18 protein-coding genes are annotated in these 15,614 nt (G+C 59.2%); 1 reads left to right on the plus strand and 17 read right to left on the minus strand.

Features of this window, described 5'->3' with window-relative positions:
• Window positions 1–9: 9 nt before the first annotated feature.
• On the minus strand, window positions 10–369 hold the full coding sequence (locus VL688_09695; GenBank protein ID HTL48314.1) for a hypothetical protein: 360 nt from the start codon (window positions 367–369) through the stop codon (window positions 10–12).
• Window positions 370–426: 57 nt separating this feature from the next.
• Here VL688_09695 and VL688_09700 point away from each other — a divergent pair, with 57 nt between their 5' ends.
• Window positions 427–612 (plus strand): Flp family type IVb pilin, encoded by a 186-nt coding sequence (locus VL688_09700; GenBank protein HTL48315.1) that lies wholly within the window; start codon window positions 427–429, stop codon window positions 610–612.
• Between the two features lie 121 nt (window positions 613–733).
• Here the strand turns inward: VL688_09700 and VL688_09705 are convergent, their stop codons facing one another.
• The 16 genes from VL688_09705 to VL688_09780 all read right to left on the minus strand — a co-directional run.
• Window positions 734–1,513, minus strand: coding sequence for a PEP-CTERM sorting domain-containing protein (locus VL688_09705; GenBank protein ID HTL48316.1), 780 nt, complete (start codon window positions 1,511–1,513; stop codon window positions 734–736).
• A gap of 135 nt (window positions 1,514–1,648) precedes the next feature.
• Window positions 1,649–2,341: a hypothetical protein gene (locus tag VL688_09710; protein HTL48317.1), complete on the minus strand. Its 693-nt coding sequence runs from the start codon at window positions 2,339–2,341 to the stop codon at window positions 1,649–1,651.
• Window positions 2,342–2,352: 11 nt separating this feature from the next.
• Complete coding sequence (locus VL688_09715; GenBank protein HTL48318.1) at window positions 2,353–2,607, minus strand: hypothetical protein; 255 nt, start codon at window positions 2,605–2,607, stop codon at window positions 2,353–2,355.
• Entirely contained in the window at window positions 2,604–4,238 is a 1,635-nt protein-coding gene (locus tag VL688_09720) for a hypothetical protein (GenBank protein ID HTL48319.1), read from the minus strand. Before VL688_09720 ends, VL688_09715 begins: the two co-directional genes overlap by 4 nt.
• A gap of 17 nt (window positions 4,239–4,255) precedes the next feature.
• Window positions 4,256–4,666, minus strand: coding sequence for a CBS domain-containing protein (locus VL688_09725; GenBank protein ID HTL48320.1), 411 nt, complete (start codon window positions 4,664–4,666; stop codon window positions 4,256–4,258).
• An 8-nt stretch (window positions 4,667–4,674) separates the two neighbouring features.
• Window positions 4,675–5,964, minus strand: coding sequence for a potassium channel family protein (locus tag VL688_09730; GenBank protein ID HTL48321.1), 1,290 nt, complete (start codon window positions 5,962–5,964; stop codon window positions 4,675–4,677).
• A gap of 35 nt (window positions 5,965–5,999) precedes the next feature.
• Window positions 6,000–6,440: an SRPBCC family protein gene (locus VL688_09735; protein HTL48322.1), complete on the minus strand. Its 441-nt coding sequence runs from the start codon at window positions 6,438–6,440 to the stop codon at window positions 6,000–6,002.
• Window positions 6,441–6,603: 163 nt separating this feature from the next.
• On the minus strand, window positions 6,604–9,774 hold the full coding sequence (locus VL688_09740) for a S8 family serine peptidase (GenBank protein HTL48323.1): 3,171 nt from the start codon (window positions 9,772–9,774) through the stop codon (window positions 6,604–6,606).
• A 194-nt stretch (window positions 9,775–9,968) separates the two neighbouring features.
• Entirely contained in the window at window positions 9,969–10,439 is a 471-nt protein-coding gene (locus VL688_09745) for a DUF2721 domain-containing protein (GenBank protein HTL48324.1), read from the minus strand.
• Window positions 10,440–10,441: 2 nt separating this feature from the next.
• The gene (locus VL688_09750) at window positions 10,442–11,053 is read right to left on the minus strand and encodes a DUF4410 domain-containing protein (GenBank protein HTL48325.1); all 612 of its coding nucleotides are present in this window, start codon (window positions 11,051–11,053) and stop codon (window positions 10,442–10,444) included.
• Window positions 11,054–11,060: 7 nt separating this feature from the next.
• On the minus strand, window positions 11,061–11,195 hold the full coding sequence (locus VL688_09755) for a hypothetical protein (GenBank protein HTL48326.1): 135 nt from the start codon (window positions 11,193–11,195) through the stop codon (window positions 11,061–11,063).
• A gap of 60 nt (window positions 11,196–11,255) precedes the next feature.
• Window positions 11,256–11,624 (minus strand): DUF6804 family protein, encoded by a 369-nt coding sequence (locus VL688_09760; protein HTL48327.1) that lies wholly within the window; start codon window positions 11,622–11,624, stop codon window positions 11,256–11,258.
• A gap of 11 nt (window positions 11,625–11,635) precedes the next feature.
• Complete coding sequence (locus tag VL688_09765) at window positions 11,636–12,145, minus strand: hypothetical protein (protein HTL48328.1); 510 nt, start codon at window positions 12,143–12,145, stop codon at window positions 11,636–11,638.
• A gap of 55 nt (window positions 12,146–12,200) precedes the next feature.
• Window positions 12,201–12,953, minus strand: coding sequence for a DUF3108 domain-containing protein (locus VL688_09770; GenBank protein ID HTL48329.1), 753 nt, complete (start codon window positions 12,951–12,953; stop codon window positions 12,201–12,203).
• A 63-nt stretch (window positions 12,954–13,016) separates the two neighbouring features.
• On the minus strand, window positions 13,017–14,051 hold the full coding sequence (locus VL688_09775) for a trypsin-like peptidase domain-containing protein (GenBank protein ID HTL48330.1): 1,035 nt from the start codon (window positions 14,049–14,051) through the stop codon (window positions 13,017–13,019).
• A 169-nt stretch (window positions 14,052–14,220) separates the two neighbouring features.
• Window positions 14,221–15,614, minus strand: a 1,394-nt coding sequence (locus tag VL688_09780) for a hypothetical protein (GenBank protein HTL48331.1), incomplete at its 5' end; no start/stop codon positions are given.

The raw sequence follows: 15,614 nt of genomic DNA on the forward strand, positions 1-15,614 counted from the left end.
GACTTCCCGTCAAAACCTGAGAAGTTTGGATTGAAGCATGTGGAAATGGGGCCGCTTGGGATCGTAGATCACGTCGACCGTGAACTTCCCTTCCAACTGATCGAATTCCTTGCGGGTCACCCAGCTTTTCCCCGGATAAGTCTTGCCGTCGGAAGCCGTGTATTTGTAATAAATCTGCGCGTAGCGCTCGGGGAATGTCGGCGTGTAAATCCGCTTTTGCGTGATGGGGGCGCTCACGGGAACGCCGACCTTAGCCAGGTAAGCCACGAAACGCAGCTCTCGGGAGTGCTGCAAATGAAGGCAAAAAAGCTGGGCCACGATGGCCATCCCGACAACAGCGCCGCCGATTAAATAAGGACGATTCTTCATGGCACCTCCTCCCCCAGGACTGTTGTAATGCCGGCCGGCATAGGGAACACTTAAAGTATGACCTCGGGTTCTAAAATTTACAAAAAAAGTCCGGCGTTCTCTCCCGCCAAAGGCCAGGGCATGGCCGAATACGCCCTGATCCTCGGCTTCATGGCCCTTGCGCTGGTCCTCGCGCTCCAGACCTTCCGCGGCGATCTCGCCAACGTTTTTCAAAACTTCCAGAACGTCGTGAACGGCGGATAATCCCAAGCCGGAGGTATTAGATTAAAATTTCCGCCGTCCGTCCAGCCCTTTTTGACTTTTCAGGGACGGAAGAGGACGGAGAAATTCTTCACGAAAAAGAAATTTGAGGGAAAAAAGGATCTTACTTGGAGAAGCGGCGGCGAACCGCGAGGCCGGCAAGGCCGAGAGACAGAAGCAAAAACGTACCGGGTTCGGGACTTTCCGGAGGATCCTGAGTGATGCCGCCGGTCGTATCGGGACGAAGGATCTTGAAGATGGAGCCGCCGTGCCCGTCGGAGAGCAGGCCGTTCTGAGGAGCGGCCGCGGGATCGGCCTTCAAAAAATCGGCATTGAAGGCCGCATTGAAATCGAGTTCCGTGGGCCTGCCCGAACCTTTGCCCGCGACTCCGTCTTTGGTATAAAAGTCGCCCCACACCGGCGCCTTGCTCGAAAAAAAGCTGTAGGTCAGGCCGTTGGAAACATCGATCTTGATGCCGTGAACGGTTCCGGGAATGTTCGGATTGGAATTGCCCTGCGTGCCCGGGCCGAAATTATCGATCGAGACTTTGTCGTCCACGCTGACGCCGTCCACCTGAAAATTCCAGAAGTCGGTGCGCTGGGCGGCCGCGGAAATTTCAAACACCGCGTGGCTGACGCCGCCTGCCGCGGCTCCTGTTCCCCATTTCGTGCCGTCTTCCGAGGAAAGCGTATAAATATATTCCCAATTGTCCGTGGAAACCTGGGTGATGTTCCATTCGATTTTGAAACCGTTATCGACCCAGGAGTGCCCCGTGGTCACGACCCCTTCAGGATTGCTGGCGGTCGTAAGGGAACCGGTATAGCTGAGAGCAAAAGCCGAGGCGGCATGAAGCCCGAGGGCTGCTGCCACAACCGTCAGGAGGAAGAAGGGGCGGATTTTCATGCCTCTCTATATTACAAATTGCGGGCCAGATTAGAGGAAGCCATACCTCTGCTAGAAAATGCTACCCTGTAAGGGAATAGACTACACGCGTAGGGTTTATCGCGGGGGCCGGAGACGGCGGGCGCGTGCATTTTTTTAGACATTTGACTTAAAATTAATACCTTCGGGGTAAGCTTGCCGGAGCAGCTCTTCGAAATCCCGAAGGGAGGAATCCAGAGCGCCGGCGCCGCGGGTCATGGCTTCGTCCGTGCCTGTGATCAGCACGCTTAAACGGTAATCCGGCGTATAAAGATAGAAGACCCGCTTCTCCGCCTGCCAGGCCCCGTCTTTCACGAATTTGCTGAGGACCGTCACGCAGATGAGCTTACCGTTTTCCCGCAGGTCGAGCGTGGATTGGGACTGATGCTTGTCGCCGTAGTATGCATCGTAGACCTTGTCGATGTCTTTCATCTTGGCCAAAAACTCGTCGCGCGTCATGGCCAGGACGGCATCGCGGTCCATCGGGGCCTTGCCCGCGGAAACCGTGAGGCCCATCTCGGCAGATTGCCAGACGGCCTCGGCAAAAGGCGGCACGGCCGAATTCTTTTTCAGCGTCTCCACTTCCCCGGCCTCGAGCTTCCGGTAACCGCGGGGCAGCATCAAAACCTCCAGCTCGGAAGGCGCAGGCGCCTGGGAATCCTGCGGCGCGGTTTCGGAAACTTGTCCGGCCAGCCTTTCCTGACGCGTCTTTTTTTCTCTCAGGATGTTTTCCAGTTCCAGAGTATCTTCGGAAGGCGTGGCGCAGCCTCCCACGACGAGAATAAGGACAAGCAGCCAAACGGATTTCATCTTGGTTCCTTTCAGGGTTTCCGCAAAATAAAAAACAAAACCAAATAAACGAGCGCGAGCGCCGCGGCCCATAGCCGGGCAAGCCTGCAGGTCCAGGCCACGAAAAATTCTTTTTCCTTCCACCGCCCGGGAAGCCCGAGGGAGGCCCATTTCATGTTGCGGTCGTACGACTTTTCGGCATGGGACGGGGACATCATCCAAAGCGCCAGGGCCAGGAGCGGCAGCACGATGACGTGCAGCAGTTTCAGCTTGTCGTCCGGGCTCATGCGGCCTCTTTTCCTTTTTCCGCTTCCTCCCCTGCGCGGTAATAATACCGCAGGGAAGGGTGGTCCGTGACGGCCTTCAGGATCCCCGCTTCATCAGGCAAAGCGCCCTTCACATAATACCAGTAGAAACTGCTCTTGCCGGTCTCGATGATGGCGGCCAGAAGGTATCCTTTTTTTTCGGCATAAGCGTGCAGGGTCCGAACCATGACGTTCCATCTTCCGTACCAGTAACGGCCGCCCATGTCGTCGGCGGCCTCTCCTTTCACCGCGTGAAACATGATCAGGTCCGGCGAAAGGCGTTTGAGATAATCTTCGGTGAGGCCCCGGTGCGCGATGGTTTCATCATACAGCCCAAGCGCATCCACGGAAAGCCATTCCGAATAATACGGCAGGTATCCCGGCTCGGAAACCACCATGATTCGCCCGGGTTTAGCATACGGCTGCAAAGCCCGGCCGATCAGGATGCGGTCGGTATCGAGACCCTGGTCATAGGCCACGGCCGCCGACTTAGCGCTGCTGTCCAGCACCAGCAGGAACCCGCCCAGCAGCACGGCCGGAACCCAGGCTTTTTTGAGCGCGGGCCGCAGCGCCTCCGCGGCAAGAACCGCGAGAAAAAGAAGGCCGGGCACGACCGGCATTTGAAACCGGTGGCCGATATTCTGCGCCTGGAAAATTAAAAAATAAAGCAGCGGGAAAAAGCACAGCCCGAGAAACGCCAGGAGCGTTTTCCGGCGCAGCGGCGGCGGCATGCGGGCCGAGCCCAGCAGGATGAGCGCGAGATAAGGCGCCATGTAAACGGAGATCCGTCGCAGGTAGCCCGCGCCGGAAGAAAAGTTTTCGCGGAAAAGCCCTTTGCCGACCATGGACTTGGCGTAAAACGTGTTGGGCAGGAGATAGCCGAAGTACTGCCACCGCCACAGAAAGTAAACGAATCCCGGCATTACGAAAAAAAGCAGCGCGTGGCGGCAGAACTGTCCCCTTTCCTCCGGCAGAAGGACCGCGAGGCCGGCGGCAAAAAAGAACGCGTAAAACACCACGCCTTCCGGGCGCGTGAGCCCGAGCAAAAGCCCTGCCGCCGCCATGACCGCGGAAGCGGCCTCGCGCACGCGCGCAGACGGATCGTCCAGATGCATGAAGGAGATCACGACCGTCGTCATGAACAACGCGAAAAGCGGTGTCTCGAAGCCCGCCCGGATCTGCAGCGTAAGCGGCGAGAAGACGAGAATCCCGGCCGCGACAAAACCCGGGTGCCAGGAGACGGAAGCCAGGCGCGCGGTACCAAAAAAAACCGCGAGCCCGGCCGCGGCCAGGCAGAGACCGTTCAGGAGCGGCACCGAAATCTCAAATCCCATGCCCGCTTTGTAAAAAGCGGCAAGCAGCACCGTCCAAAGAAAAGAAGTCGCGCCTTCCACGGGGTCCATGCCGGGATTCCACGTGAGGCCGTGCCCTTCGGCGAGATTCCGGGCGAAACGCATGAGGATGTGCGCGTCTTCGGCAAGGTAGAGGTTGAGGGAAGAGAGGAACACGGCCAGCGTGGCCAGAAAAAGGCCGGTAAAAATCAAAGGCCGCGTCTTCTTACCGCACGAAGCCATGAGCAAAACAGCGCACGCATAGACGGCGAAATTTCTCAAGACGCTTCCGGCCGTCATCAAAGCTGCCGCGCCAGCCATTTTAAAATATCGGTTTCCGTGAGAATGCCGACCACCTTGCGGTCTTTGTCCACCACGGGAATGGCTCCGAACTTATTCCGCGCCATGATTTCGACGGCCTTGGCAAGCTCGTCGTCGGGACCGAGGGCGACCGGCTCCTGCTTCATGACTCTTTTCAAAACGAATTCGTCCAGGGCCTCGGGCGCGTAATAAATCCCTTCTTCGGTGAGCCGCGGCGAAAGCGTGCGGTAAAGGTCCCGCTGAGTCACGATCCCCTTCAGCAGGCCGCCCGAGTCGACGACCGGCAGGTGCCGGATCCCTTTCGTGCGAAACTTTTCCTCAACTTTGCTGAAAGGATCGTCTTCCTGCACCGTGATGACCGGCGACACCATGAGCTCTTTGATTTTCATGCCGCGCATCATGAAGCCCGCCCCACCGCGTTTTTTTTCAGGGCCTTGGTGGTGCCCATAAGGTCGTGAAGAAAATACACGACGGCGGCCGCCACCATGATGGAAACGGTTTTGTCCGCGATCTCCACGAACATTTTTTCGGCAATGGCCGCGGCCGCCTGATGGCCCGTGAGGCTCAGAAAAAAAGAATAGACGCGCATCGTGCCTTCGTAGGGCGGAAGATGCGCGAGGATGGTCGTGGCCTGCACCAGGATGCCGTTCAAAATGCCGGTTGCGATGCCCGCGGCGATCAGGTGGTAGGGCTTGTAGATCGTGACCCAGCCGCGCTGGTAAAAAAACCAGGTCGCGGCCGCGACGAGCAGGCTGCTGAACATCCAGACCCAGGAAGACCAGCCCCAGAGGGTGCCGGCGATCAAAAGATTGTACAGCACCGCGGCCGCGGCGCCCGGCCAGAAGCCGCCCAGCAGCACGGCCAGCGACGTGCCCGTGCCGTCGAAGAAAAACGGGAGTCGTAATTGCATCAGGAGAAGCGAAGCCGCGAAGTTCAACATCACCGCGGCCGCCACCAGGCCCACGGGCCGTTTTCGCAGCGGCAGGCTGATTTCGCGCACCGCGGCTTTCCTCGGCGGTTTGCCGGTTTCCTCTTCCTCTTCCCGGCCGGACTGGCTCGCGCTGATCAAGCGGCCGATGAGGACGGCCACATACGCGACGCCGATGATGATTTCGATGATGACCAGCGAGCGCGCGAAAGGCAAAACCGCCACAATGTCGCCGAATCCGGCCGTGGAAAGCGTCACGAAGCTGAAATAAATAAACGCCGCGGGGCCGTACGGACCGGCATCATGCGAGAAACGGAAAGCCCCGGGGGACGCGGCTTCGATCAGCAGATAGAAAATGCCGAACACCGTGCCGATCAGGACATAGGCGCAGACGGCGCCGTAGATTTCGTTCAGGCCCACGCGGCGCGCGGTCAGCACGCGTTCCAGCAGGGCGAACAGCGTGTACATCATGAAAACAGCCGCACAGGCCCGCCCGAACATGTCGATCGCGGGGCTGTTCAGGATGATGTTGCTCCACTGGCAGACCAGGATGGGCGTAATCAGCAGCATGCCGAGGGCGACGTAGCGCGCGTCGTAACTGATGGCGTAAACGCCCGAGAGCAGGACCGTGGTGTAGAGGATGATGAAGACGACGCTCGTCACACGCGACGCCTCGAAGAACGGGTAGACGAGGATAAGGAGCAGCAGCGAGACGAGAAACGTCAGCGATTTGTTTTGTTTGAATTGCGCAAGCAGCATCACGAAATCCCGAGCGGTTTGCGAAGACTATGGAACTATTTCAGGGTTTTGGCAAGCGCATTCAGCATGAGAGACCAGGCGGCCTCGACGCGCTCTTTGAAATGCGCCCAGTCGGGATGCAGCTCGTGCGTCAGCGTCAGCACGCATCCGTCCCCGGCGGGATCGATTTTCACCATGACGACGCTGCGCGCCGGGCCGTCCTGGCGTACGCCCCAGGTAAAAGCCAGGCGCTTTGGCGGCTCGATCACCAGGTATTCGCCGACATGGTCAACTTCATCGCCGTCGCGGCGCACGACAAAGGAAAATCCCCCGCCGACGCGAGGGTCCAGGCCCAGGCTCACGATTTCTTCGTCCCGCACCTCCGGGCCGAACATCCAGTGCCCGATGGAATTCGTGTCCAGCCACGCATTAAAAACGCGCAGCGGGGAAACGGGATATTCGCGCACGACCGTGGCTTTGATGTTGGGAGAATCCATGAAGCTATTGTACTGTTTGCGGGAATGGACGCAAGAGCGGCGGGAAAGACTGAGCGAGTTCGGCGTTCGTGGGATGATTGAAGTTAATGGCCGGATCCGTTTATGTTTCGCGAAATTGGCCGCCGATGCAGCACGGCCCCCCCCCTTCGCCGGCCATCCGGTATTAGGAGAGGGTCACCTGATGGATCTGGATGTTGGTGTCGCCGTTCTCGGACGCCTTGTAGAGATCATTGATCCAAAGCAGCTTGATCGAATGTGTGCCCGCGCTCAGCCCCCTGAGCTGAAACTGTCCCTGCTGGTAATCCAGGTCGCTCGCCGGCACCGACATTGTCCCCACCTTCACGTTATCGACATACACATCGAGATTAAAATTCTTGTAGCCCGTGGGCAAATGCCAGCCGGGATTTGAAAAGTTTTTGGCCGACACTTTCAGCGTGTAATCTCCGGCCGTGTTCGTGAGCGCTCGATAAACGAGATATTTGGAGTTTGAGCTCGCCATCCAGTCCGTGCCGATCCTGGTCCATCCCGAGGACGCAGAAATGACCGAAAGCTCGGTTTGCGCGGGAGCCGCCGCGGTCGTGAAAAAGTTGTCCGAGGAAACCACGCGATTGCCCGACGCATCTTGTGAGATCACCCGGTAAAGATAACGCGTCGCGGGCTGAAGGCCGGTCACGGCGACTTGATGCGCGGTCACAAGCGCCGGATCAAGCGCTGTCTGCTGGCAACTGGTCCCATTCTCGGCGCACCACTCCACCTGGCTTGTCGCAGGCTCGTCCGTGTCCCATTTCAAGGATACGGAGTTTGTCGTGATGTTCGCCGCCGTCGTGTTGCTCACCGCCGGAGGCGTCGTGTCCTGCGGAGGAAGCGTCGTGAAAAAGTTGTCCGAGGAAACCACGCGATTGCCCGACGCATCTTGTGAGATCACCCGATAAAGATAACGCGTCGCGGGCTGAAGGCCGGTCACGGCCACATCATGCGCGGTCTTGAGCGCCGGATCAAGCGTTGTCTGCTGACAATTGGTCCCATTCTCGGCGCACCACTCCACCTGGCTTGTCGCAGGCTCGTCCGTGTCCCATTTCAAGGATACGGAGTTTGTCGTGATGTTCGCCGCCGTCGTGTTGCTCACCGCCGGAGGCGTCGTGTCTTGAGGCGGAAGGACGACATTATTCGAGACGAGCAGGACCTGGTGGATCTGGAGGTTGGTGTCGCCGTTCTCGGACGCCTTGTAGAGATCGTTGATCCACAGCAGCTTGATCGAATGCGTGCCCAGGCTCAGCCCTTTGAGCTGAAACTGTCCCTGCTGGTAATCCAGGTCGCTCGCCGGCACCGACATCGTCCCCACCTTCACGTTGTCGACATACACATCGAGATTAAAATTCTTGTAGCCGGTGGGCAGATGCCAGCCGGCACTCGAAAAGTTTTTGGCCGACACTTTCAGCGTGTAATCGCCTGCCTCATCCACAGGCGCACGGTAAATGAGATATTTGGAGTTGGAACTCGCCATCCAGTCCGTGCCTATCCTTGTCCATCCGGAGGACGCGGAAATAACCGAAAGCTCGATTTGCGCGGGCGGTGCCGCGGTCGTAAAAAAGCCGTCCGGGGAAACCACGCGGTTGCCCGTATCATCTTGGGAGATGACGCGGTAAAGGTAACGGGTCGAGGGCTGAAGGCCGTTGACAGCCACGTCATGCGCGGTCTTGAGCGCCGAATCAAACGTCGTCTGCTGGCAATTCGTGCCGTCTTGGGCGCACCATTCTACCTGGCTTGTCGCAGGCTTGTCGGTGTCCCATTTCAAAGACGCGGAACTTGAAGTAATGTTCGCCGCCACGGCATTGCTGATCACCGGAGGCGCTGCGGGGTTGGGATGCTCGACCACATGGCCGTCGGGGTAGCGCTCGAAATGCAGGTGCACGCCGTCGGGATAATATTCGAAGGTTTTCTGCCACACGCCGCCGGCATCGTAATAAATCTGCTCGAACCGGCTGCTCGTGCCCGGCCAGTACGTGAGGTCCGCATAGCTTCCGTCCGGGAACTTCTTGCGCGAAATCTTTCCGGTGAGATCGTACTCATACCGCACCGCGCCGTCCGTGTCGGCCAGGGCAAGCCAGCGCGTCTTGATTTCGCCGGTCGTGTAGTAATCCGTGGAAACCGCGGCAAAAGCGTCCACGAGCCCCGCGCCGAACGTATCGTCATAGCCCGGAGCGCCGAGGTCGAGCGACGAATACTTCAGGCGGCGCGTGACGTCGTCGTAGGTGAGCGTGGGATCGAAGGACCGCATGAGCGCCACGACGCCCGCCACCATGGGCGAGGCCATGGAAGTGCCCTGCAGCGCCTGGTACTGGTTGCCGGGCTTGAGCGACAGGATGTTGGTGCCGGGCGCGGAAAGGTCCAGGTTCGGCCCGTGGTTGGAAAAGCTGGCCAGCGTGTTGCTGGAAGTCGTCGCGCCCACGGAGATCACGTTGTCGAGCGACGCGGGAAGGAATTGGCTGACCGGCTGGCCGTTATTGCCCGCGGCCGCCACAATCACCGAGCCCTTGCCGATCGCGTAATTGATCATGTCCTGGAATTCCTGGATGCCCTCGGCGGTCATCAGGCTCCTCAGGATGCCGAGCGACATGTTGATGACCTGCGCGCCCAGGTCCGCGGCGTATTTGATGCCGGCGATCACGTCCGAAATAAATCCCTGGCCGTCGGCGCCGAGCACGCGCACGGGAAGAATCTTGGCGTTGGGCGCGATGCCCGCGATGCCGATCGCGTTGTCCGCGGCCGCGCCGATGATGCCGGCGACGTGGGTGCCGTGATTGTTGAGATCCGTCGGCGCCGCGTCGTCGTCCACGAAATCCCATCCGTTCACGTCGTCGACAAAGCCGTTGCCGTCGTCGTCCACCCCGGGAGCGCCGAAATATTCCAGCGCATTCTTGAAGACGTTTTGCGCGATGTCCTGATGCGCCATGTCGAGGCCGGAATCCACGACCGCCACGGTCACGTTGTCGCCCCGCGTGAACGACCAGGCCTCTTCAGCGCGCACGCGCGGATGCCACCACATGCCGGCATTCGCGTAAAGAGGATCGTTGCTTTGGGCATCCACTTTGGGAGCATCTTTGGCCGCGGAAGCCGGAGAAAGCGTTTTGTTTTCCAGGAAGCTGGAGAACGGGTCCCCCATCACGGGATCGAGGAATTGCAGGGGCTGTTCCGCCTGGTCCGGACTGATTTGTTTGAGTTCGTCGGGAGAAATCGGGTGGCCCAGGGCGTCCGAGGGAACGTTGGCATTTTGCGCGAAGGCCACGGGAATACCGGAAATGGCAAGGACGGCGCAAAGGAAAAGAATGGACAAACGATCGCGGAAACTGCGTTTAGGGGAGATCCCACAAAACGAAACAGTCCGTTTTTCTTCGATCACGAAAAAACCTCTTCCAGAAAAATTTGCGGACTGCCTAAAGGCGTAGCAGCGTTCTATGCAGGGGAGCTATTTTATCGCCGGGCCAAGGATAAATCTACTCTTTTTTTAATCCATTCCCGGACAAGCCCTTAAGGCTTTTCGTGAGGGCCATATTCCACTTGAAGGACGCGATAAAGCAGCCGGGTTTCCCGGAAAGCGATGATCACGGAAAAGAAAAAGGAAAGCAGCCCCAGGGTGAAGAGGGCCACAATGACCGGATACAGCCGCAGCGAAGAGTAGACATTGATCAAGATCAGGATCGACGTGCCGGCGAAACAAAGGATGCCGCCGTAAAGGCAAAGAACCGCGTTTTTCACCAAAGACGCCCGGCTGAAGAGATATTGGATCTGCGTGGCCAGGTTCGTAAAACGCGTGTCTTCTTCTTTGCTTCTGACGGGGATAGCCGCCAGCTGCCGGACCTCGAGATTGAGAACGCGGAAGCGGCTGGCAAGATTCGAAAATTTCGTTTGAAAGCCCAGGAGAAGAAGCGCGGAGCTGGAAATCATGAGCGCCGGCGCAAGAATGTATTGGATTTCCTGGGTAAGTTTCGCTAAATCCATTCTCAAACTCCAGACGCAGGCTGCTTGAAAGCTTTATCAAGAAAATCGACGAACGCGGACGCGGCCTTGTCCATGGCCTTCTCGAGATGCCGTTTGCCGCTCAACTCCGTTACGTTCAGGCCCAGCAGCGACACGCCGCCGTCGGCACGCCGGTAGGCATAGGCCGCCAGAGGTTCTGCGCTCCCCGTCCGTGTCAATTTGAATTCGACCTGGACGTCCGAGCTTCCGGAGCCAAAGCCCCAGAACCAGCGTTTGAAGGGACTTCCGGGATGGATTTTGGCAATCAGGGTCTCGATCTGGAAGTCGCCGCCCGCGGTTCCGGTCTTGAAGAAATTCCGGGCCTGAATTTTTTCCTCCAGGTCTTGTTGGAGGCGCCGGCCCAGGAGCGCTTTTTCATCGTCCGAAATCGCGGCGCGCTCGCCGAAGCGGGGGTCGGAAACGGCAAGCGCCTTCAGGGAATCCGGCACAAGATCCGGCGAGCGGTAGCCGGCGCCGCCGTTATTCCTGATCTGAAGCTGGTCGAAATTCAGATTCCCGCTTGCGAAAGGCCGGGCGTGAGAAGCGCAGCCCGCGGCGAGGAAAGTCACGATGAGGATTGCGGCGGAATTTTTCATTTTCACCTTATCTGCGGATATTTCCGCGTTCACGCCAGAGCCGGTAAGCCCACAAGCCGGCCAGGCCAAAGCCCAGGAGGGTAAGGACCGGCACCGCCGGCTTCTTCTTCTCGCTGAAAGGATCCACGGCAAAATAAACCATTCGGCCTCCTCGGTTTGAAATGCGCTGCATGATACCGGACTTCTCTTCCCGGAAAAAAAATTACCAGCCTGTCTTCAATTTATTGAGCGCCTTTCGCAGTTTTTCCCGGTAATCGGGCTGTGTCCGCACAAGCGCCCCAATGAAGAACGCCGCGGCCCCGTAGCAGATCAGCAGCCAGGTCTGACGGCTGAAGTACAGGGGAAAAAACGGATTAAAGGCAAGCGCGATCAGCAGAAACCCCGTAGTCCAGTTTTTTTTGGGGAAATGCTTCCAGAACATGTGGGCAAGATACGCGGCATCGGCGAACAGCGCCAGCCGCAGCACCTGGTAATAACTGTACTGCAGGTAATAGACGGGCGCGAAAACCAGCAGCACGGCCGGGACAACGTAAAACCAGATGGACATCGTGGAAATCTTGGAATCGCTCATGCCTTTTCTCCTCAACGGGAACGCGTGAACTCCTCGACGCGAAGCACCGTCCAGCCGCGGGCCTCGAAGATGATTTTTTTTCTGACGACGACCTTTTCGTTCCGGTATTCGTAATCATAAATCCATTCGGGCTCGGCCTGCGTTTCTCCGGAAGGCGTGGCCTTGATGTCGGAGTACTTGGACGTGCGGAGGAAACCGCAGCCCGAAGCCGTGCTTTCCACTTTCGGGCGCGGGTCGCCGTGGGAAACGGAAAAGCAGCTCGCCTTCACCCGGGCGTCTTTCAGGTCCTGGTCGATGGCGGGCTCGATGTCTTCGGTGGCCGATTCCTGCGGATTGACCGGCGCATCCGGCGTCTCGACCGGGCGGGCGGACGGCTTGTCGTTCTCGATGATCTGCTCGCCTTCGTGGCCGTCCTGCTCGACCCAGCGGCCGACTTCCATGCCGCCTTCTTTGATAACAAAGGTGGTGCCCAGGGAAAGAAACGCGGCGAGCACGCATAGGATTTTAAGGGACGTTTTCATGGGGCACCTTAAGATATCGGCGCGGTTTGCAAACGCTGAAGATGGGCCTGCTCTTTTAGCCTTTTTCCGGCTCTAGCGTGCCGACGACGGAGCCGAAGGGCGCCTTGAAGACGATGCGTAGGGGTTTCCTCGCGGCATCGAGCGTCAGGTAAAACGAGGCGCGTCCCCGCTTTTCCTCTCCTCCCACGCGCGTGACAGGGTCCACGCGCAGGACCTCCACTTTTTTGCCCTGCCACTTGATCGTCTCGACGCCCACAGTGTCCAGTTCGAGTTCCCATTCCTTCCGGTCCGCGATCAGGACGGTGCGCGCGGGCCGGTCCGGCGCGAGCTCCTGGCGGCGGGCCCAGAACGCGGCGCTGATCACGTCATGGGCTGCGGCGGGAATATCGAACTCCTGCGTTTCGCCGCTCTTCAGCGATTCGAAGCGGCCTTTGCGCCGCGGCGCATCAAAGGTCATCTTCTCGTGCGTGTTGAGGATGAGCTCGTCGATTTTTTTCTCGAATTGCAGCGATTCCAGGGTCACGGCGTCGATCCAGCTCTCGGCCTCGTCGTGCATGGGAAAAATCTTACGCAGGATGCGGTTGGTTTCGATGAACCCGACGGCGTGATAGACCTCCCTGCCGTCCAGCGTCGTCTTTTCTTCGACCCTTAATTCGCCGGTGCCGACAGGAATCCCAAGCCAGGTGATTTTATAGTGGAGCTTTTCGCCGAGAGGCAGAGCGGGAGCGGGGTCCTCCGCGCGAGTCGCTCGCGCGGCAAAGAGCCCGCAGGCCGCGGCCAGTAAAACGCAGATCCATCTTCGATGCATGAAACTCCATGAGGGAGGACCCGTCTAGATTAAACATTTTCGGCGTTTACGGCAATCCCGAGTTTACGAGGGCCGCTCTTCGGGCGTGATCACTAAGGAACGCTTGTCCGCGCCGCGCAGGACCGTCAGCTCCGCGGCCTGTCCCGCGGGCCGCTCGATCAAGAACTTGTGGAGATCATCGAGTCCCGCGGTTTTCCGGCCGTCGAACTCCAGGAGGATGTCTCCCGGCAAAAGGCCCGCCGTTTCCGCGGCACTCCCCTTCTCCACGCTGATCACCAGGATACCGGTCACGGCCTCGAGGTGATAAAAGCGCACCACGCGGCGCAGGAGCGGCACATTCTGTCCCGCAATGCCGAGATAACCGCGGCGGATGAATCCGTTTTTGATCAGCAGCCCGGCCACGAATTTCGCGGTATTGATCGCGATGGCGAAGCTGATGCCGCGCGCGGGCTGGATGATGGCCGTGTTCACGCCCACGACTTCCCCGCGTGCGTTGACGAGCGGCCCGCCGGAATTGCCGGGGTTGAGCGCCGCGTCCGTCTGGATCACATTGTCGATCAGCCTTCCGGTCTGGGCGCGGAAGGAACGCCCCAGCGCGCTGACGACACCGGCCGTCACTGTATATTGAAAGCCAAAGGGATTTCCCATGGCAGTGACCAGCTGGCCGGGGCGCAGCTTTTCCGAGTCCCCCAGCGCCGCGGCCGCAAGACGAGGCGCCGAGATGCGGATGACCGCGAGGTCCGTGTCCGGGTCGTCGCCCACGAGCTGCGCCGAGAAAACCTGCCCGTCCGAAAAAGTGACGTCGATCGTGTCCGCGCCGCTCACCACATGGCTGTTGGTCAGAATATAGCCGTCCGGCGTGAAGACAAAGCCCGAACCGCTGCCGCCGGATTGGCGCGGCAGGCGCGCGTTCGCGGGACCGGGATGGGTTTTCACGACGTCGATGTTGACGACCGACGGATTGATTTTCTCCGCCGCGCCGATCACGGCCGCGGAATAAGCATCCAAAAGTTCAGCCTCGGGGAGTATCTCTTGCGGCGGCAAAGGATTTTCCGGCGCGCCTTCCGGATTCGTGATCCTGCGGAAAAATGCTTTCATGGTCCACCTCGCGTTTGGAAAGAAAAAAACTTCAAGACGCGTGCCACGAATCCGGAGGGCATCATGACGAAGAAATAAGCTGGTGCGGGAAAGAGTTACGGAGAAGCGGGGGCCGGCCGGCCTGACTTTCTAAAACCTCTTGCTGCGCTGCTGCGGCGCAGCTGTATCGTTAAGACCCGCGGATGAGGAAGTCATCGATTACGAATTCCGCGGTGGCGCCGGACGCATTTTCAAATCCGACATCCGTTACCGCCGTGAGATCCGTGTCCGCCAGGCCGAGCGCCTGGAACGGCACATGATATTCCTTCCAGGTCCCGGCCGTGAGTGTGACGCTCGCGGGGAACGATTTGTTTCCGGCCTTGACCGCGAGCGTGAGCGGGATTTCTTTTCCCGCCTGCGCCCAGAATGTAAAACCGTCGGCGGCGGTCACGCCATTGTCTTTCCAATGCGCCGGAATCACGGAACGGAACACCGACTGCCCCGGCCCCAGCGTGATGCGCGCGGCGGCGCGCGACTCGACGTCCGGCGGCAGGTTTTCTTTTTCTCCTTCGATCCTGCCCGAACCGCTCCAGCGTTTGGACACAGCCGCCGGCGCCTTGTCCGGATCGAACCGCAGCGCCTCTTTTCCGCTTTCCGGAAGGCTGCCGAGCGCCTCGAACGAATCCACGCCCGAAGCCAGATCGCGCAGCGCCGCGTAATACGGCGTACCTTTGTTTTCGCGATCGAGAAGCCCCACGAAACGCGGAGAACTTTCGATGCTGCCCACGCGCCACACGTAAAACGCTTCCAGGCCCGGCACCGCGGCATTGGCCAGACCTTCGTAATCGTAGGCCGCGTCATAATCGTAAATCACGGCCGACGCATCGGAGGTGTCGAGCCAGCGGGTCTTGATCTCGGCCGGGTCGCCGGCTTCGCGCCAGGCTTTCAATACCGCGTAAGTGAGCGCTCCTTCGGTGCGCAGCCGGGCGCGGTCCGGATAATCTTTTACCGAGGCCAGCAGCGCGGGCGTCCCCTGCGCGGCAATGCGGTCCATCACGTTCGTCCAGAAAGGGCGAAGGTCGCGCTTGCCCGTATTTTCCCAGACGTAGGGCTCGTAGCCGGGATCCGCATTACCGTTGCCGATGACGAGAAATTGCGGAATGGATTCTTCCTGCAGGTGCTGCTTCACCCTTTCGCCGATCTCGAGCGTGCCTTCCCACCGCGTCTGGAAATCCGCGCGGCCTTTCGAGTCTTTGACATACCACGACGTTGCCACCACCGGCTCGTTCAGGATGTTGTAGCCTTTCACCGCCTCATAGCCGCGCGTTGTGTCGATCAGGCGGTTCAGGAAAGAAATGTAGGCGTCGCGGAATTCCGGCTTGGTGAGGACGTTGGTGGAGACGCGGAACTCCGGCCGCTTCTGGATCCAGGCGGGAACCGTCCAGTTGCCGGACACGCCCCAAAAAGAACAGTGGACCGCGATCACGACGCGGATGTTGTGCGTCTCGCAGAATTTGAGGACCTCGTGCAGGCCGTTCTTCATCAGGTTCTCGTCGAGGCGCCCTTCTTCCGGCTCCCATTCCG

This window comes from Verrucomicrobiia bacterium (genome assembly GCA_035495615.1).
Lineage (GTDB): Bacteria > Omnitrophota > Omnitrophia > Omnitrophales > Aquincolibacteriaceae > DATJFP01.